The organism is Halorubrum lipolyticum DSM 21995 (genome assembly GCF_000337375.1).
Taxonomy (GTDB): domain Archaea; phylum Halobacteriota; class Halobacteria; order Halobacteriales; family Haloferacaceae; genus Halorubrum; species Halorubrum lipolyticum.
The window spans coordinates 1-18,198 of sequence record NZ_AOJG01000032.1; the positions used below are offsets into that span (position 1 = coordinate 1).

Below are 18,198 nucleotides of genomic sequence, written 5' to 3' on the forward strand. Positions count from 1 at the left end.
TAAACCGGTGAATCTGCGACTTCGGGAGGGCCTTCATCTCGTCGAATTACACGGCGAACATGTAACTCCCTGAGGATTTCAACAGAGCCCGCACCTTGTTATTGACTTTCTCCTACACACTCTCGCAATCTTCGTAGGCTTCGTCGTCTTTGATACGATTTGGCATAAGCTGTTTACTGAAAGCAATACATGAGCGACCTGTACTGACCGCGACTAGGTCATAATATATCACTTGCTGAGGATTTCGACAGAGCCAGAAGTTCGTATAATAAGGAGGAAACCAGATTAGTAGTCAGAGATTCTCTTTTGTCCTGTATCAAGGGGTAGATCGCGTTCTTCAGGAGCTATTTCTGCCTTTTGTGTCCACTCATAGAAATTTCCTTCTACATATGCTGTCTTTCCAGAAGTTTTTGACCCGTCATGTGCCGCCTCATGGCAATGTGAACAGAGCGTCGCTAAGTTTGAGTCCTCATTTGTGCCACCCTGACTTACTGGCAAAATATGGTGGACCTCTAATTCTCTCTCATCTCCCAGACCACAACGGAGACAGGTTTTCCCATCTCTGTTGATTATTTTTGTTCGTGCACCTGGAGACACCTTCTCGTTTTGAGTAGATTTTGACCACTCCTTCTGGAACGCGCCTCTTTCATTACTGTATGAAAAACGTCTTGCGTACGAAAGTGAGCACCCTATCGCTTTAGCGACCAACCCTGCCTCAATTTTTTGCTCACAGCGTTCGTGGAGTCTACGTATCTGCATCTCGTAAGTTTCTGATTTTAACCCTTCAGAGTCAAGTAGTGACTCCACTTCCTCACAAAATTCAGTTTCAACGGGTTCAGGTCGAGGATATGTTGACCGATATTCTTCGTATAGGTCCTGTAGTTTGTTAGAGGACATAGAGGTACCAAGTAATAAAATAACAATTGCAGGGGTCATACAAATAAATTTGTCTTACGCTGTACGGAATTGTGATTGTACTCAGTGTGTTGTGATTCACGAGTGGGCCTACTCAGACGCGTGCTGTCCAATCTGAGGAATACGCAGACTCTTCCTACCGAGCAATCTGCCTGTTCACCAATACGATGAAACGTGGTGATGAATTCAGCAACCGGCATCTTTCGGTCTCTGAAGATTTTAATAGAGCTGAATGGCGAGAAAAATCAAACAGCCAAACACTAAGTCAGGCGCTGTCGAGATACTGGTCGCGTTCCCAGTCCGAGACATTCATCCGGTAATTTTCAATCTCGGTCCGTTTGGCCTCTCGAAACTTCTCGAAGGTGTGTTCCCCGAGCGCGTTCTTGATGATATCATCACCCTCTAGCGCAGATAGCGCCTCGTTAAGACTTCCCGGAAGGGTTGCAATCCCATACTCCTCTCGTTTGTCCGCATCGAATTCGTAAATGTTCTCGCGAACCGGATCGGGTGCTTCCAGTCCACGTTCGATACCATCAATCCCAGCCGTGATGATCGCCGCCAGCGCAAGGTACGGGTTCGATGACGGATCCGGAGACCGCAGCTCAATCCGACTCGATTCCGGAGACCGAGATGCTGGTTTGCGAATCAGCGCAGATCGATTCGTGTATGACCAGGCAACGTACACGGGAGCTTCGTACCCAGGGACGAGACGCTTGTAGCTATTTACGGTTGGATTTGCGACCGCAGTGAGCGCCGGTGCATGATCAAGGATACCAGCAATAAATTGGTGTGCTGTCTCACTCAACTGGAACTCCCCATCGTCGTCATGGAACTGGTTCGTGCCATCGGAAAAGAGGGAAATATGAGTATGCATTCCGGATCCGTTGATACCGGTGATTGGTTTCGGCATGAACGTTGCGTGAAGGTCGTGTCTGGAAGCGATCGATGAGACGACGGTCTTGAACGTCGCGATGTTGTCCGCCGTTTTGAGAGCATCCGCATACTGGAAGACGATCTCGTGTTGTCCCGCCGCCACCTCGTGTTGGTTCGTTTCGACGTCGAACCCCATCTCGGCGAGGACCTCCCCGATCTCCTGTCGGATCCGTGTCGTCGACTCTTTCGGGGCGAAATCGAAGTATCCGCCGGTATCTGTCGGATTTGTCGTTGGCCGACCCTGGTCATCGCGTTCGAACAGGAAGAATTCGGGTTCTGGTCCCATGTTGACCGTGTACCCGTGTTCTTCGGCTCGCGCTACCGCTCGTCTAAGGATACGACGCGGATCACCTTCGAAAGGTTTGTCGGTTGTCGTATCGACGACGTCGCAGATCATCCGACCAACTGTGGCACTATCGTGAATCCATGGAAGGACGGTAAACGTGCTCGGGTCAGGGGTGAGTCGCATGTCCGACTCTTGAATCCGAACAAATCCTTCGATCGACGAACCGTCAAAATATATACCCTCGGTAAACGCCTTTTCTAACCGAGAGACCGGAATTGAAACGCTCTTGACACCACCGAGCAGGTCGGTGAACTGTAGGTGGACGGTTTCGACATTGCGATCCTCAATCTGTTCTAGAACCCCCTGTTGTTCGGATGATAAAGTGTCGTTCATCATTTTTAATATGTAATTAATGGGGTAAAAGTATAGCGGATTCTCTCACGAAACGCCCGACTTTGAGCGGTGTGGATCGAACGGATACCCCGCGTCTTTTTATTGATCTCAGGTGAACCACACGACATGTCTAATCCTGGAGTACCGAACAACCGAGTGCTGGCCGCGGACCTCTTTGCCGTCATCGCCAGTGTCGCGCTGCTGGCCGGCGTGGTGTTCACTCCGCTCGGTGATATCAGAGTTCTTGCCGTCGTAATCGGGCTTCCCTTTGTTCTACTCGTCCCGGGGTACGCGCTCGTCTCAGCGGTGTTCCCACGGCGAGGCGATTTGGCACCGAACTCCACAACGGAGATCTCGTGGGTAGCGCGGATCGTCGCGAGCGTTGCCGGGAGCGGTATCGCCCTTACTGTCGTTGGTGTGGTGCTCGATTTCACTGTTTGGGGTTTTGACCGGACGGCTATTGTCATGGGGCTGTCAGTAGTCTCCATTGTGGCGACGGGCGTTGCATGGTATCGGCGTCGGAGGCTCGCGACGACCGACCAAGCGGGAATTGACTTCGGTGCCGTCCGCTCGACCGTTCGCACTACCGTAATCGATGAGAGCGCCGTCAGCGTTGTCCTGACGATTCTCGTGGTAATTGCTGCTGCGGGAGCGGTTGGTGTCGTGGCCGAAGAATCGACCGGCGAGGGCTCAGTCATCGAACTGTACGTTCTCGGCGAAGACGAGTCGGGTGAACTCACAGCGGAAGCCTACCCTTCGAACGTAACTGCCGGTGAGCCGATCACCGCCGGCGTCGGCGTTGGAACGAGCAGATCGTCGTTCGATGGGTACGTGTCCGTGCGCCTCGAGCGCGTGACGGTCGACGGAGACGAAGTCACTGTCAGGGAGTCACGTCGCCTCGATCGAATTGACATTCAGCTCACTCCCGGTGAGAGGACGACCCGTCGCCATACAGTCCGACCGTCGATGGTCGGTGAACAGCTTCGGCTGACCTATCGCCTCTACCGGACCGGATCGGACTCTCCGCTCCGGCAAGTCCACCTCTGGCTCAGGGTACGGCCGTCTTAAAAAGCCGTTCCTGTTCACCGTATTGATCCGCGGGAGACCGGTAGATCCACACTTCGGCTTCCCGTTCCAAGAGCCGACGACGCTTGTGAAACGAAGCAGATAAGAAGGCGTTACGTCACGCACGGAGGGTTAAGCTGAACTTACCAAGACCTCAGTTTTTATCTACTACGCGACCAATATACATCTAGAAGTCAGTCCAAGTGGCTTTACAGGAGACAGATTGTGAGACCCAACGCAGTAAAGGTTCGAGTCGCAGATCGTGATGTGACCTCTTCTCCCGGGTTCTCGACGGAGTCATCTACACTACCTTATGACTACGGCCCGACGGTCTCGCTCGACAGTCACGGTCCGTCACGATCTGCGCGGACGGGTGCCGGATCATGACTCGTGCCGACAACCGTGTCGTCCGCGACGAGTCGGGATCGGTGAGCGTTTCGGATGCGGTCGCACCGCCGGCGGCACGTTTGCTACAGAACGTCGCCGTTGGCGTCATACTCACCGAGAGTAACACGGACGCCGCGTTACGAACTGCGATTCGAGCGCAACACCGCGGGCATGCGGTGCTCGTGATATCCAAATTGGAAGACGACGAGACGCTGAACGCGTTAGCGGACCTCGGTGCTGTCATCCTCTCTCCGCCGTCACTGCGGACCACCCAGAGTGAACTTCACCAGCTGTTATCTCGAACGGCCAGAGAGCGCGGCTTGTCGGGGATTATCCTACAGACGCGTGACAGTCCTCGTATCGACTACCACCGAACGGCTACAGCATTTGAGCACGCCGACTACGAAGTCGTTGCGATACCCGAACACTGGAATCGAACGACTGACAGCCCGACGATCGTCGTCGGCATTCCGGCGTACAACGCCGCGGACAGCATTGGGCAGGTAGTCGACCGCGCCGCCCCGTACGCCGATGAGGTCATCGTCGTCGACGACGGGAGTCGCGACGAAACGGCCGACCGCGCCCGCGAAGCCGGCGCAGTCGTCTTGGTACACGAACGGAACCGGGGGTACGGTGGGGCGCTCAAATCGCTCTTCCGCGAGGCGGCCGAGCGACGGGTCGCGCATCTGGTCGTGATTGACGCAGACGGCCAACACGACCCGAAAGACATCCCGACGCTGGTCGAGACACAGGCGCGCCACGATACCGATATCGTCATCGGAAGCCGCTACGTCGGTGACCGGAAGACGGAGATCCCCCTGGTCCGGTCGGTGGGGTTAGCGGTCATCAACCACCTCACGAACGCCAGCCTCGGAAAGCTTCGCCCCAGCGGTTTCATCCGCGACACGCAAAGCGGCTACCGGAGCTATAGTCTGTACGCGGCCCGATCGCTCGCGGCCGATCCGTTGATCGGGGACAACATGGGAGCGAGTACGGACATCCTTCATCACGCCCACCGGAACCGTCTGAGCGTATCAGAGGTCGAAACGACGATCTCCTACGATGTCGAGAACGCCAGCTCACAGGGGTCCGTCTCCCACGGACTCGATCTCCTCCGGAACATTTTCTGGACGATCGAATACGGGAAACCAATACTAATCCTCGGCCTCCCTGGTAGTCTAATCACACTACTAGGCGTAACACTGACGATACAGATCCTCGCACAGGCCGCCCAGACCGGCACGGTCGCCTCGATCCGGCTGGTCCCACCAGTCCTGTTCGCGATTGGAGGGGTGCTGCTGTGTATCGCGGCGGTGATGATGCAGGTGTTGAATCGCCATCCGAGTATCAACAGACTGCGCAAGGACGACAACAGCTAAACGGCCGGCTCGACTTGACAGCAGTATGATAGCGGTCCCGTCCATGGTGACGAAAGATGTCCCGTAGGATCGTAGCGGGGGGACGCCCTCACGACTGGTTCGGTTCTCGGCAACCCGCGCGACTGTTCGGCGTTCTGGGCCTCGCACTCGTTGGCGGCGGTCTGGTGATCTCCCAGTTCGAAACGCTGCTGTTTGTCTGGGGCGGAACCGCGCTATTCGTCGCGTTCCTGCTCTATTTCGTTATGACCGGCACCACAGTGTCGTCGTCCGTCGCCACCGACATTTACACGACGATGGCCCAGAACGTCCAACAGGCGGGGACAACGACCGATCACGAATACGTCCCCGATTCTGGCGGTGTCACGCTCGTCGCTGGAGGCCGCGAGTTCGATCCCATGGGCGAGCAACTTCTACGAACCCATGACGATCTTGCGACAGCCGAAACAGTCGGTACCCAGCTTTCAGTGCTGGTCGACGTGTTGGTCAACGATCTCGAGCTGGCAACGCGCGCCACGGCAACGACCGACGATGAGCGAGCGACAGTAACGGTCATCGGGAGCCGTATCGGCACCACGGAACTGTTCGACCACCCCGTGGCCTCGGTCATCGGCGTCGGACTCGCTCACGGACTCGGGGTCCCGGTCACCGTCGAGACATCACGCGAAGACGGGAATTTGGTCGTCGGTGTGAACTTCACAACGAGCGAATGAACTTCCCGAACGTCCGGAGAGCGACCAGTACGGCGAACACGATCGTACCAACGAGTAGCGGCCATCGGAGACGTGTTCGCCACTCGACGGTCGTGTGAATCGGCGCGGTCAACGCGGTTATCACCACGAGCCCGACGAACGAGAGGATGAACGCGTATTCAAGCGTCAGTGATCCTACGCTCGCCAGAATACCGACGCCACCGAGCATCCAGCCGATTTGCCCGAACAAAAACTGACGCTGGCGGGCAGTCGTCATTATGTGGAGTACTTGGTCGAAGTGTATAATTTCACCGCCAAGGCAAGGGCACTAGCTTCAAGCACCCACCTGCTGTCTGGTACTGTACCGATGTTCCCGTGGACTCATGCTGCGTTCGGCTACCTCTTGTTGCTCTTGGTCGCCGTTCTCCTCCGTCGCCGCCTCTCACGGGCCGAGCTGATCGCCGTGATAGTTGGAACCCAACTCCCGGACCTCGTCGATAAACCCCTCGCGTGGTGGTTCAACGTCCTCCCGTCGGGACGATCGCTGGCTCACTCCCTGCTAGTGGCTGTTCCGCTCTCGCTTCTCGTCCTCGCGGTCGCGTGGTATCTGACGCATCCCGAAGTGGGATTCGCCTTCGCCGTCGGCTACGCCACCCACCTGGTCGGCGACAGCTACGTGGCGCTCTACTACTGGCGGCCCGAGGAGCTCACCTACCTCCTGTGGCCTGTGCTTCCAGCGTACCCCTACGACGATTTCGTCGGCCTGACCGACTTCTTCTCGCAACTGACGGTCACTCCGAATTTCGTGGTCGTTCTCGTCGTCGCGGTCGGCGTCGGACTCGGCTTCGCCGTACAGTTCGTCCATGCCGAACCCCTCCGTTGATAGGCGTCGGACCGACCACCGCCTATTTACAATCGGCTCACGAGAACCCATCATGACGCCGACTATTGCCGATAAGACGGTTCTCGTGACCGGTGGCGCGGGTTTCATCGGGAGCCACATCGCCGACGCGCTCTGTCCGGCCAACGACGTCCGCGTCTTTGATACGTTCACTAACGGCGACCGGGCCAACTGCCCGGACGAGGCGACGGTTATCGAGGGAGATATCCGCGACGAGACGGCGCTCGAAGCCGCTGTCGACGGCGTCGACATCATCTTCCACGAGGGCGCGATCGTCAGTGTCTCTCAGTCCGTCGACGATCCGACTACGAGTCACGCGGTCAACGTCGACGGCACCCTTACGGTCCTTGAGGCGGCTCGCCGCGAGGATGCCCGAGTCGTCTTTGCGTCAAGTGCCGCGATCTACGGGATGCCGACGGCTCTCCCAGTGACCGAAACGGCTCCGAAAGAGCCGACCTCCCCTTACGGCCTCGAGAAGCTCTCGGGAGACCATTACTGTCGGCTGTACGCCGACCTCTACGGGCTCCCGACGGTCGCGCTCCGGTACTTCAACGTCTACGGTCCCCGCCAGTCTGGGGGCGATTACGCCGGTGCCATCACCGCGTTTACCAGACAGGCGCGCGCCGGCGGACCGCTGAAGGTACAGGGCGATGGAAACCAAACCCGAGATTTCGTCAACGTCGCCGACGTGGTCCAGGCGAACATGCTGGCGGCCACCACCGACGCGACGGGCGAAGCGTTCAACGTTGGGACCGGTGTCGCGACGACCGTGACTGATGTCGCCGAAACCGTCCGTGATCAGATCGCACCGTCAGCCGACATCGAACACGTCCCTCCGCGGCAGGGCGACATTCGCGACAGCGTTGCGGACATCGAAAAAGCCCGCGAGCTGCTCGGCTACGAGCCCACCGTCTCGCTCGCTGAGGGGCTCGAGCGCTACTTGTCTTAACCTTCGACGATGACGGTGCCGTGCATCCCGGCCTCGTGTGGAATACAGAAGTAGGGATACTCGCCGACCGTCTCGAAGGTGTGGCTGTAGGTCTCTCCCTCTCCGACGCTTCCGCCGCTCGGATACGCCGAGCGCGCGGCTGCTTCGGTTTCGAAGTCGCCGGACGCGAAGTAGGCCGCTCCGTCGGGGAGGTCGGCTTCGTAGGCCGTCGCACTGTGGGGGACCGCACCGGTCGTCTCCCAGACGACGGTTTCGCCGGCTCCGATCCGCACCACCTGTGGGTCGAATTTGAGGTCGTCGGTCATCGCGACGGTCGTCGGCTCCGTGTTCCCCGTCGGTGGCCCCCCATCGTCGGGGGTCGACCCGCTACAGCCGGCCACCCCCGTAGCGAGTGCGGCCCCGCTCAACCGTAGCACGGTTCGTCGGTCGTACATGTGTACCGATTGGAAGCCAGTAGGATAAGGATAACCGCCTACAAACACTTTTGACGCCGCCGATGGAATCACCAGCAACCATCGTGTTTCAATGGATCTTCTAGATTACCTTCGCCGTCCGCTTACGCTCCCCGTTCTTGTCTGCGTAACGGCGGCAGTCGGCCTGTTGACATTAGACGCTCTTCGAATTCTACCGCGGCCAACAGTGCTCCGGGCTGGGTACGCCAGTATCGGTGCCGTCGTCGCGCTGATTCTGTTCGGCGTTTCACAAGCGGAGCCTCCCAATCACTCGAAGCGCCTCTCGCCGTCCCTCGCGACAAAGGTCGTCTTCATCGGTGCCGCGGGGGCCGTTATCGCTGCGGCGCAGCTGAACTCGCGGCTTCTTCCGTTCGGAATCGTCCTTCCGTTGGGGTTGATCCTCGTCGCGTACCAGATCCGCGGCGACCCGTCGCCTCCTGCGGTGTTGACGCAACTAGGCTCGCTGTTTGCGGCCCTCCAACTCGGCAAGTACGTGACCACGGGCTTCTACTTCGGCGGGACCGACACGCTCGCTCACGTCGCTGCCGTCGACACGCTCATCGAGGCCCGGTATACCGCTGCGATTCCGCACGGCTACGACCTATATCCAGTCTTTCACTTTCTAATCGGCGCGGTCAAACATGCCACCGAACTCCCGGCGTACGACGCGCTCGTTCTCACGGGTATCGGCCTCATGACACTCGTCGTGCCGATCGCGTATCTTCTCGGCCAGTCGATACTGGGGTCGACGCGGCTCGGGTTAACGGCCGCGCTGTCGGTGCCGATTCTGGAGTTCTTCTCGTACCATGCGGTATATTTCTACCCACAGGCCTTGGCCTCCGTTTTCCTCCTGATCGCCCTCTACGTTAACAGCCAACTGCGTCGGGCCGGGGACGAACGAACCTTCCGTCGACTCTCGGTGTTCGTCATCGCCCTCATAGCGACGATGGTTCTCACCCATCATCTCACGTATCTCCTCTTCGCCGCCGTCGCCGCCGTCGCCCTCGTGGTCGCCGTAGTCCGCCCGTTGCTGTTCGCTCAGTCCGCTTCGAGCGTCGAGACGCTTCGTTACCGGTGGCTGTTCCCCGGAGCGATCGGCGCGGTGTTACTGCTCGTCTACTGGTCGTACTCGCCGAGTCTCATCACCGTCGGCATCGTCGAACTGACCGCGGGCGTGTTGTTCGACGTGGCGACGGTCCCGGCCGAGCAGTTATACACCTACGGGGTCTCGCTTCCGGCGGACAGCGTCGGTCGAGCGATCGCCTGGTTACTGACGCCGACGGGTATCTACGCGGTCGGCCTGAGCGCGCTGTTGTTGGTCGCGGCCTACGAGCTGCTGACCGAACTCCGATCGTACCGACGGGGGTTCACGCTCACCGTGACCGGACTCGGCCTCTCGGCTCTGTTGCTCCCGATACCGGTCGCGATCCCCCAGATAGAGCGGCTGAAGTTCGTCGTGGCGCTCGTCGTGCTGTTCCCGCTGAGCGTGGGTCTCCGGCGGACGCTCTCGGTCGACCGCCGCCACGCCGTCGCCGCGTTCGTCGTCATCGCCATGCTCGGCGGGGCGACTGGATTCACGGTGTTGGTGGCCGACGACCTGCCGGAGACGTACATCGACGAACCCAGAGAGCAGGTGGAAATGACCGACTCCGAGTTCGACTCGGTCGGGACGACGGCGTCGTTCCTCCAGCGGCACGGTGACGGCCCCGCCGCCACGGACCGCGTGACGAACCGCGCGTTCGAGACGAGCGGCTTCAACGCCACCAGTCCGTTACAGGCGCGTCCCGGCGGGCTACGAACCGCCGGAACGTATCTGGTCGTTCGTGAACGGTGGACCGACCACCTCGTCGCGCTCGGGCAGGGGCTCAGGAGCGGTGAACTGAACAGCTTCGCCGTGTCCGATTCCCGGTTCGCGGCGGCCGACTCGCGACACGACAAGGTGTATACCACGAGCCACGTTCGGGTGTATCGAAGCGGCGACGGCTTCGAGGGCGTCTACGGGACGAACGGCGCGGCTCGGTAGAGGACGCTTCGACCCAGCGCGAGCGCCGAGACGGGGTGCGGAGAGATCCGGACCGCTCGGGAGAAGTACGCGACCGCTCGGTCGTAGTCGCCCGCCGCGTGGCAGGCCCGGCCGAGGTCCGTGTACAACTGGTTGTAGTAGATCGGGAGATACGGCTGTGCCGCAGGAACCCGCTGGCTCACGAGGTAACCGAAGCGTTTCGCGTGGTCGAGATACGTGTCGACGTCCATCTCCGTGGCCATCATGCTTCGCTCGTGGCGGCGACGCGTGAAGAGGTCCCGACAGCAGCAGACCCCCGCTTCGGTGGCGGCTTCGAGAGCGTACAAGAGGTCCTCCCCCCGATCCAGACCGGTCTCGAAGCGGACGTTCACCCGTTCGGTGTCGACGAGGATAGCCGAGGTGACCTCCGAGAGGTCGCCGACGAACACGTCATAGACGAAATCGTCGAGCGTCCTCGGTGACCCCTGGACGCACAGCCCCGCTCCCGTCTCGGCCATCCGGTCGAGCTGCCGTTCGAGCTTGTCCCTCGCCCACAGGTCGTCGGCGTCCAGAAACGCCACGTACCGCGTTTCGGCGCGGTCGAGGCCGGCGTTCCGCGCGTCCGCGGGGCCGGTGTCCACGTCGTCGACGACGATGAGCTCCGTCGAGACGGTCTGGTCGGCCACCGTCTGTTTCGCCTCCTCGAGCATCGATTCGGGCGTGTATTGTGGGCTGTACGGGACGACGACGGACACGGGATCGGTCACCATTCGGCCATCACCTCGCGATGGATCTCGTTGAGCCGTCGGGCGTGGTGCTGCCAGGTCCACTGCTGGTCGACGAGCCGCTGGTGGCCGGCTTCTCCCATCACGCGCATTCGGTCGGGATCGTCCAAGAGTTTCTCGAGCGCCGCTCGCAGCCGGCCGGGATCGTGTGGCGGAACCAAGATCCCTGTTTCGCCATCGACGATCATCTCCGGGATGCCGCCGACGTTCGACGCCACGACCGGTGTCTTCGCCGCCATCGCCTCGTAGATGACCGTCGGGCGGCCTTCTTGCCAGCTCGGGTGAACGAGCGCGTCGGCGGCGATATGCCAGCGTCGAAGTGCGACGGGATCGAGCTGCCAAAACGAGCGTGCGGGATGCGGCGACTCACCGAGCTGATCGAGCAGCCACCAGCGGAGATCTCCTTCGTGGCCGACCGTGACGAGCAGAACGTCTTGCCGATCGAGTGCGTTGACTGCGCTAACTAGCTCTCGAATTCCCTTCTGTTCCGAGTAGGCGCCGACTGACAACAGCACCTTCGTTTCGGGATCGATCCCGAGCTCTGCGCGGATCTGCTCGCGGCGGTCGGTCGGGAATTTGGTCGGGTCCTCGCCGATCGGTACCGTGAGGATCTTTTCCTCGGACGTAAACCGCCTGGCGACGCCGGCGAGTTCGTCGCTGACCACGAGGATACGCGACGCGTATTCGATCGTCTCCCGGAGGCGTTTTTTCGCCCCTCTGTTGAAGGAGTCGTAGTTGTGGAGATCGACCGCGTGGCTGTTCACGACCAGCGGTAGATCGTGTCGACGGCAGTACTTCAACATCCCGTAGCCGTCGAGATAGATGTCCGAGACGTGAACGATGTCGTGTGGCGTCTCGAAGGTTCGCTCGATGTACGGCGTGACGCGCTTCTGGATTGAGTCCCCCGAGACGTGGTAGAGGTACCGCTTGGGAACCGCATAAAAAAATCGGGGGTAGTGGGCAACATATGTCCCCCACCGCTCCGTTTGCGGGACCCGCGCGTACTCCGAGTACGGGCCCACCGGCGGGGCAATGGGCGTCGGCACGACGAGGTCGACCTCCGCGTTAGTGCGGTTCAACGCGTCGAACGAGCGGTGATTAAACGGCGACCGCACCGGAAGCGCGTGGCTCTGGTGATGAATACAACAGCCCAATGCGCTGTACGGCTCACCCCCGTCGCCGGTGTAGCCGTGCCCCGTCATCGCGTCCTCCGAGTAGCGAGTGCTCGCAGGCCCAACACTGACCAAAATGTCAGCCGGGCGAGGTTCTTCGGACGTCGAAGCGTCGACGCGTCGAGTAGTGCTGCGGCCTCGCCGAACCGCCCCTCTGAGAGGTAGTGCCCGACGAGCCCCATTCGGTGGACCTCTCGCACCGGAACCCCGCGGCGTTCGAGTGTCTCGACCAACTCGGCGTTCCGTTCGAGATACCGTCGGTCGTTCGCGACGTACGCCTCCGCCGGCGCATCACCCGTGAAATGCGTCACGGCGAGGGGTTCGTCGACGTATGCGAGCTTGCCGACGGACAACACCCGGAGAACGAGGTCCCAGTCTTCGTAGATCGACAGCCCCTCGTCGAAGCCGCCGGTCGAGGTGATAACGTCGCGTTCGACCAGCAGCGTCGATCCCGGCCCCATAAACACTTGCATCGACACCAACGCTTCGGCAAGCTCCTGTCCGCCCTCACGCGGGGCGGCCGAGCGAAAGACCCTCTCCGAAACGGCGCCGGCGATCCGCCCGCCCATCGAGAGGCCGGTCGAGGCGACGTCGCAGTACGCGCCGACCCACCCCTCGCCCCGGTCGTCTAACACCGCGAGCTGGCGGTCGAGCTTCCGTGGCAGCCATTCGTCGTCGGAGTCGAGAAAGGCCACGTACTCGCCGCGCGCGGCCTCGACACCGGTGTTGCGGGCAGCGCTCACGCCTCGGTTGGTGTCGTGGGCGAGATATCGGACCCGCGGGTCCCCCTCCTCGATCAGCGCCCGTGTCCCGTCGGTACTCCCGTCATCGACGACCAGTACCTCGATGTCGTCGACCGTCTGGGCGAGGGCGCTGTCGACGGCGCGCGCGAGCGTCTCGGCCCGGTTGTACGTCGGGATAATGACGCTGACGCGCGGCACGTCAGCCGGCGACGCCCGTGGATCCTCACTCATGTATGACCTCGCGGTGGATCTCGGAGAGCCGTTGGGCGTGGTGCGTCCACGTCCACTCCTGGTCGAGCAGCCGCTGGTGCCCGGCCGCACCCATCGTTCTGAGGCGCTCCGTGTCGTCCAGGAGGTACTCCAACGCTTCTCGCAGCTGATCGGCGTCGCTCGCGGGCGTCAACACGCCCGTTTCGCCGTCGACGATCATCTCCGGGATGCCGCCGACGTCCGACGCCAAGACGGGAGTCTTCGCGGCCATCGCCTCGTAAATGACCGTGGGCCGGGCCTCGAAATGGCTCGGGAGAACCAGCAGATCCGCCGCTACGTGGAGCCGACGGACCGCGATCGGGTCCAGCTCCCAGTAGGCGTGTGAGGGGTGGGACAGTTCGCCCAACTGATCGAGGAACCACCACCGCAACGCGCCGCCGTGGCCGACGGCGGCGATGGCCACGTCGTCGCGATCTAGCGCCTCGAGCGCGGCGACCAACTCGCGGACCCCTTTTTCCTCCTCGAAGCGTCCGACGAACAACAGTAGCTTCGTCTCGGGAGCGATGCCGAGTTCTCGCCGGATCGCCTCCCGGCGGTCTGTCGGATACTTTTCGGGGTCTTCGCCGATGGGGAGCGTCGTCACCTTGCTCGCGGGTGCGAAGCGTCTGGCGACATCCGCGAGCTCGTCACTGACGGTCAGGACGGCCGAACAGTAGTCGATCGTCTCGCGGATCTGCGACTGGACCCGCTCGTTGAACCGGTCGAAGTTTTTCAAGTCACCGGCGTGTGAGAGCGCGACCAGCGGAATGTCACGCTTTCGGCAGTATTCGAGGGAGGCATAGCCGTCGAGATAGAACCCGCAGGTCTGGACGACGTCGTGGGGCGTCTCGAAGGTCCGCTCGACGTAGCTCGTCACGCGCTTTTGTGCGGAGTTCCCCGAGACGTGGTAGAAGTATTTTTTGGGCAACATGTACAGATATCGAGGGTAATGAACTCGATAGGAGCCCCACTGTTCCGTCTTCGGGACGTGCCGGTAGTCCGAATACGGTCCCAGCGGCGGCGCGAACGGCGTCGGTGACACCACGTCGAGGTCCACCCCGGTAGCGTTGAGCGCGTCGAACGAGCGGTGGTTAAACGGAGTCCGGACTTGGAACACGTGATTCGGGTGTTCAAACGCGCAACCGAGGACGCGATATGAATCCCTCACTGTCTCCGTGTCGGCATCTGTCTGGGTGTTCCGTTTGTCTGCCATAGTGCTATGCCGCCACGAGTAGTCGCAGCAGTAAGTTCGTCTAACTAACTGCTGGGGGGACTGTTATGCTTTCCGGGAAAACCCGGGACGCGAACGGTTATGGCTCACATACCGGTGGCGTACCGCCGCCACCACCGAACGCGGCTCGAACGGTGATCCATCCGTGGCGGTGAGACTGTAGTTCACGCCCCGGCAGCGACGATTTATATTGGTTGGGGGACCAAATCGGGACGTGTGTTCCTCCGATTCCGTCGTAGGTGGCCGTCGTGACCGACTCACTGGATCGCCGTTCGTATCTCGCGGTGATGCTGGCCTCGGCGACCGCGGGCTGTTCGGGATGGGGTGACCGGATGGCTACACCCCCGCCCGAGCCGCTGACCCGCGGCCACATCGTCGCAATCGGACGCGATCTCGAGACCACGACCATCGAGCCGACCGCGACCGAGACGCCGGTTCAGGACGCGCTCGACTCCGTCGCCGACTCAGGCGGGCGCATCTATCTGCCGCCGGGAATCGTCCGCGAGCGGGGGCCGGTTCGCCCACACCGGAACACCGGGATATACGGATACGGGATGAACGTCTCGGTCCTCCAGATCACCCAGCCGGACACCGACGGCATCCGGTTTGACCGATCGCCCCGCGCAAGCCGTGTCCAGCTCGACGGCTTCGAACTACGCGGACCGGGTCAGCAGTCGTCCTCCGGTGTGGCGATTCACTTCTGTGATAACGGCACCGACCCGGTGAGCGATCCCGCGGACTTCTACGTCGGCCGGCTCTACTGCTGGGCGTGGAACAACTCGGTCTACCGCGTCGACGAGGGCGTCGGGCCGTTCCAGTGTCGCCACGACTTTCTCCGGATGGACGAGTGTGACGCCGGCGATGAGCGGGCACTGATCGAGTGGCGCTCCTCGTACGGGCCGGCCAACTGGTTCGGCACTATCGTCGCCTACCCGAGCGCGAACGTGAGCGGGGCCAACAGCGTTCTGTTACACCAGCGCGGCGGCGAGCTCACGGTCGGTGACATCACGACGGGAACGACGACCGGCCAGCTCGTGGACACGCAAAACGGTCGCCTCCGTGTCGGCCGACTCCACTACGAACCGACCGGACAGCGAACCGTCCCCCGATCCCTCGTTCGTATCGGTCCCAACGGAGCGACTCGATTCGACGACGTGCTCATCGATTCAGAGGCGGTTCGGTACGTGTACAAACTCGGCGAGGGAGCCGGTGACGCGGTCCTGTCCGGCTCTGTGAGCGGGCGCGGGACGATTCAGCGGAACACGATCAACGTCTCCGGTCGGCTCGATCCCGACCGCAGCTCGTGGTATTTCGGCCGCTCGTCAGACGTCGACGTGACCGGGTCATCAGAGACAGGGAGTCTGCGGGTTCTGGGCTCTGCTGGACAGGGGCTGGGCTGAACGAGCCACCGACACCGTTATTCAAACGCGGTCTGAGATACACTCGTGTCAAACCAGCCATCTGCTGGCGCTTCCGACCCGCTGGTGTCGGTCGTCGTCGTCACCTACAACTCCGAGGCGACCGTCGGAGAGACGCTGTCTTCGGTGGCCGATCAGACGTATCCGACCGATCGGTACGAAGTGATCGTCGTCGACGGGGGAAGCGACGACGGCACCGAATCGATAGTCGCCGAGTTCGATGCGACGTTCCACGTCGTCGACGGCGGAACCATCGGCGCGTGCCGAAACCACGGGGTCGACGTCGCGACCGGCGACTACGTTGCCTTCACCGACTCGGACTGTGCGGTTCCCACAACGTGGCTCCGATCACACGTTGACCGCATCGAGGGCCAACACGATGACAGTATCGTCGGCGTTGGAGGCCCGAATCGGCCGTTCCCAGACGATCCCTGGTTCGGTAAGCTGGTCGGTAGTCTCCAGGGAACCGTTTTCGGGTCCGGCGGCTCACCGCAGTCTCATGACATCGACGAGGTCCGCACAGTCCGCTCGGTCGCGGCGTGTAACGTCGTGTACGACGCGACGGTTTTCGACTCGTACCGCTACGACGACGCGATCAACGTCGGTGAGGACGCCGAGTTCCACTTCCGCCTGTCGGAAGACGGGTATCGGTTCGTCTTCGATCCGGCCATCACCGTCTCGCATCACCTCTCGGCAGACTTCGGTGCGTACTGTCGAAAGAGCCGCTCGTACGGCTACGCGATGGCCCGGATCCAGCGCCGTCACCGGAAACTCATTCGGTGGTACTCCGCCCTGCCGTCGGTGGCACTCGGTTGCGGGACACTCGCCGCGGCGGTCGATCTGACGTCCCGCAAGGCGCGGTACGTCCCGCTACTGTTCGCCTCGTTCTTGCTCGTGAGCGCGTACGCGACCGCTCAGGTGTATCGCGAACGGCGAAGCCCGACGGCGCTGCTTGTCCCGCTCATGCTCGCGGCGCAGTACACCTGCTACGGGATCGGATTCCTGGAAGGTGTCGCTACGCGGGATCCCGCACCTCAGGAACTCCCGTAGTCCGCTCCCTCTGGAGCGCCGCTCGTCACGCCCGATAGATCCCGATCGCCCAGTGGTGCTCGCCGAACACCTGGTATCCGAGCCCGAGGTTCCCGTCGACCGCACAGTGCCACCCCTCGCCGTCGAACCACGGGTCCACTTGGTGCATCGCCCCGGAGTTCCACCCGAGTCCTCCCGGTGGTGTCACGGCAGGACCGTCACCCCGCTGACGATCCTCGTACGTCGTGGGTGTCAGTTCAGTGATCTCGTACGCGTGGATTTGCTCGCCGTACCGGTTCGCACAGTCCTGATAGAACGCGAGAATCCGGTCCTCGAACACGAGCGGTCGCCCTCCGGGGCGGGCGGCCTTCGGACGGTCCTCGACGATCGGATTCGCTTCGTGGGGCGTCCACGCCGGCGATTCGAGATCGCCGCTGTAGTATGCGTAGAGATCCGTCCCGTCACCGAGGATCCCCCACCAGCGGTCCTCCCAGCGAAAGGCGCTGAAATCGTGGAGCGGTGTCTCTGGTGCGACGAGATCGGCCACCGGTGTCCACGTCTCCGGGAACGACTCGGCACGATACAGCGTCACCGGCGCCGGTCCCAGCTCTTTGGCCCACCGATCGGGGATCATGTAGTGGTCGCCCTCCCACCGGAACACGTACGGGTACGAGAGGTGCTCGTCGGTTTCGAGAACGACTCGGTCGTAGGTCCAGTCGTAGCCGTCGTCGCTCTCCGCGTGCGCGATCGCCGCCGTCGGCGTTCGGTTGTGCGTATAGACCTCGAAAAAGAGATGCCAGCGGCCGGTCTCCGTGATGAAGAGAAACGGGTCGGCGACGCAGTCAGTTCGACCGAAATCAGTCACGTCCGCCGCCGTTACGACGGGGTTGACGTCGCCGGCCGCCTCGAAGTTCGACGGTGGACTATCAGCGTCGACGGGGTAGGACGGCACCGTTTCGCGATCGTATCGCCCGCGAACGTCGACCGGTTCGGGCCGGTACTGGTTGGTCGGTTCCCGCATGTGAAGCCGCTCACCGGTGTGCCACGCCGTGCGCTCGACGAGCGTCGATCTGGCGAGAAGCTGCCTGATTGAACGCACTACTGGAGCTGTGCGATAGCGGGCGTGTGTGAGCAGACGGCGCGAACGCGAATCAGCAGCCATACTGGATATCTCCTACTGCGAGGGGTCCGTACTTAACCCCTCGTCGGACGGTGAGGGC

General features: G+C 61.4%; 17 protein-coding genes. 8 read left to right on the forward strand and 9 right to left on the reverse strand.

Translation table 11 applies throughout. From position 1 onward, the window contains the following. Positions 1–285: 285 nt before the first annotated feature. Both C469_RS16825 and glnA read right to left on the reverse strand, forming a co-directional pair. Positions 286–936, reverse strand: a complete 651-nt coding sequence (locus C469_RS16825; RefSeq protein WP_147587295.1) for an HNH endonuclease — start codon at positions 934–936, stop codon at positions 286–288. A 244-nt stretch (positions 937–1,180) separates the two neighbouring features. Beyond that, positions 1,181–2,530, reverse strand: a complete 1,350-nt coding sequence (gene glnA, locus C469_RS12050) for a type I glutamate--ammonia ligase (protein ID WP_049911383.1) — start codon at positions 2,528–2,530, stop codon at positions 1,181–1,183. A gap of 153 nt (positions 2,531–2,683) precedes the next feature. Between glnA and C469_RS12055 the strand changes: the two genes are divergently transcribed. From C469_RS12055 to C469_RS12065, 3 genes are all read left to right on the forward strand, one after another. Further along, positions 2,684–3,595 (forward strand): DUF1616 domain-containing protein, encoded by a 912-nt coding sequence (locus C469_RS12055; protein ID WP_008006944.1) that lies wholly within the window; start codon positions 2,684–2,686, stop codon positions 3,593–3,595. A 380-nt stretch (positions 3,596–3,975) separates the two neighbouring features. Beyond that, positions 3,976–5,358: a glycosyltransferase family 2 protein gene (locus C469_RS12060; RefSeq protein WP_082230140.1), complete on the forward strand. Its 1,383-nt coding sequence runs from the start codon at positions 3,976–3,978 to the stop codon at positions 5,356–5,358. 164 nt (positions 5,359–5,522) lie between these two features. Further along, positions 5,523–6,068, forward strand: a complete 546-nt coding sequence (locus tag C469_RS12065) for a hypothetical protein (protein ID WP_241430018.1) — start codon at positions 5,523–5,525, stop codon at positions 6,066–6,068. Here the strand turns inward: C469_RS12065 and C469_RS12070 are convergent. After that, positions 6,052–6,324 carry a hypothetical protein gene (locus C469_RS12070; protein ID WP_008006947.1) on the reverse strand — a complete coding sequence of 91 codons (273 nt, stop codon included), beginning with the start codon at positions 6,322–6,324 and terminating at the stop codon, positions 6,052–6,054. The genes C469_RS12065 and C469_RS12070 overlap by 17 nt on opposite strands. Positions 6,325–6,327: 3 nt before the next feature. Between C469_RS12070 and C469_RS12075 the strand changes: the two genes are divergently transcribed. Next, positions 6,328–6,930 carry a metal-dependent hydrolase gene (locus tag C469_RS12075; protein ID WP_008006948.1) on the forward strand — a complete coding sequence of 201 codons (603 nt, stop codon included), beginning with the start codon at positions 6,328–6,330 and terminating at the stop codon, positions 6,928–6,930. Between the two features lie 52 nt (positions 6,931–6,982). Then, entirely contained in the window at positions 6,983–7,897 is a 915-nt protein-coding gene (locus C469_RS12080; protein WP_049911388.1) for an NAD-dependent epimerase/dehydratase family protein, read from the forward strand. Here C469_RS12080 and C469_RS12085 read toward each other — a convergent pair. After that, a complete protein-coding gene (locus C469_RS12085) occupies positions 7,894–8,331 on the reverse strand; it encodes a cupredoxin domain-containing protein (RefSeq protein WP_008000649.1) in 438 nt (145 codons plus the stop codon). The genes C469_RS12080 and C469_RS12085 overlap by 4 nt on opposite strands. Positions 8,332–8,422: 91 nt before the next feature. On the opposite strand from C469_RS12085, the gene C469_RS12090 reads away from it, so the two are divergent. Further along, positions 8,423–10,372, forward strand: coding sequence for a hypothetical protein (locus C469_RS12090; RefSeq protein ID WP_241430019.1), 1,950 nt, complete (start codon positions 8,423–8,425; stop codon positions 10,370–10,372). Here C469_RS12090 and C469_RS12095 read toward each other — a convergent pair. From C469_RS12095 to C469_RS12110, 4 genes are read right to left on the reverse strand one after another with little or no spacing between them, the layout of a single operon-like run. Next, the gene (locus C469_RS12095; protein WP_008006953.1) at positions 10,345–11,121 is read right to left on the reverse strand and encodes a glycosyltransferase; all 777 of its coding nucleotides are present in this window, start codon (positions 11,119–11,121) and stop codon (positions 10,345–10,347) included. The two genes, C469_RS12090 and C469_RS12095, sit on opposite strands and share 28 nt — an antisense overlap. Beyond that, positions 11,115–12,338 carry a glycosyltransferase family 4 protein gene (locus tag C469_RS12100; protein ID WP_241430020.1) on the reverse strand — a complete coding sequence of 408 codons (1,224 nt, stop codon included), beginning with the start codon at positions 12,336–12,338 and terminating at the stop codon, positions 11,115–11,117. Before C469_RS12100 ends, C469_RS12095 begins: the two co-directional genes overlap by 7 nt. Next, entirely contained in the window at positions 12,335–13,282 is a 948-nt protein-coding gene (locus C469_RS12105) for a glycosyltransferase family 2 protein (RefSeq protein ID WP_008006955.1), read from the reverse strand. Before C469_RS12105 ends, C469_RS12100 begins: the two co-directional genes overlap by 4 nt. After that, entirely contained in the window at positions 13,275–14,468 is a 1,194-nt protein-coding gene (locus C469_RS12110) for a glycosyltransferase family 4 protein (protein WP_321163694.1), read from the reverse strand. The genes C469_RS12105 and C469_RS12110 overlap by 8 nt, the downstream gene beginning before the upstream one ends. Positions 14,469–14,779: 311 nt before the next feature. Here C469_RS12110 and C469_RS12115 point away from each other — a divergent pair, with 311 nt between their 5' ends. Then, positions 14,780–15,931 carry a hypothetical protein gene (locus C469_RS12115; RefSeq protein ID WP_241430021.1) on the forward strand — a complete coding sequence of 384 codons (1,152 nt, stop codon included), beginning with the start codon at positions 14,780–14,782 and terminating at the stop codon, positions 15,929–15,931. Between the two features lie 45 nt (positions 15,932–15,976). Beyond that, positions 15,977–16,999: a glycosyltransferase gene (locus C469_RS12120; protein ID WP_241430022.1), complete on the forward strand. Its 1,023-nt coding sequence runs from the start codon at positions 15,977–15,979 to the stop codon at positions 16,997–16,999. 25 nt (positions 17,000–17,024) lie between these two features. On the opposite strand, the gene C469_RS12125 is transcribed toward C469_RS12120, so the two are convergent. Beyond that, on the reverse strand, positions 17,025–17,999 hold the full coding sequence (locus tag C469_RS12125) for a glucosamine inositolphosphorylceramide transferase family protein (protein WP_008006959.1): 975 nt from the start codon (positions 17,997–17,999) through the stop codon (positions 17,025–17,027). Between the last annotated feature and the right edge of the window lie 199 nt (positions 18,000–18,198).

What these genes read in the sequence shown, in the direction of transcription:
- C469_RS12100 (WP_241430020.1), bottom strand. Translation starts at nt 12,338, where the DNA reads ATGACGGGGCACGGCTACACCGGCGACGGGGGTGAGCCGTACAGCGCA.
- C469_RS12105 (WP_008006955.1), bottom strand. Translation starts at nt 13,282, where the DNA reads ATGAGTGAGGATCCACGGGCGTCGCCGGCTGACGTGCCGCGCGTCAGC.
- C469_RS12070 (WP_008006947.1), bottom strand. Translation starts at nt 6,324, where the DNA reads ATGACGACTGCCCGCCAGCGTCAGTTTTTGTTCGGGCAAATCGGCTGG.
- C469_RS12090 (WP_241430019.1), top strand. Translation starts at nt 8,423, where the DNA reads ATGGATCTTCTAGATTACCTTCGCCGTCCGCTTACGCTCCCCGTTCTT.
- C469_RS16825 (WP_147587295.1), bottom strand. Translation starts at nt 936, where the DNA reads ATGACCCCTGCAATTGTTATTTTATTACTTGGTACCTCTATGTCCTCT.
- C469_RS12095 (WP_008006953.1), bottom strand. Translation starts at nt 11,121, where the DNA reads ATGGTGACCGATCCCGTGTCCGTCGTCGTCCCGTACAGCCCACAATAC.
- C469_RS12125 (WP_008006959.1), bottom strand. Translation starts at nt 17,999, where the DNA reads ATGCGGGAACCGACCAACCAGTACCGGCCCGAACCGGTCGACGTTCGC.
- C469_RS12085 (WP_008000649.1), bottom strand. Translation starts at nt 8,331, where the DNA reads ATGTACGACCGACGAACCGTGCTACGGTTGAGCGGGGCCGCACTCGCT.
- C469_RS12060 (WP_082230140.1), top strand. Translation starts at nt 3,976, where the DNA reads ATGACTCGTGCCGACAACCGTGTCGTCCGCGACGAGTCGGGATCGGTG.
- glnA (WP_049911383.1), bottom strand. Translation starts at nt 2,530, where the DNA reads ATGATGAACGACACTTTATCATCCGAACAACAGGGGGTTCTAGAACAG.
- C469_RS12080 (WP_049911388.1), top strand. Translation starts at nt 6,983, where the DNA reads ATGACGCCGACTATTGCCGATAAGACGGTTCTCGTGACCGGTGGCGCG.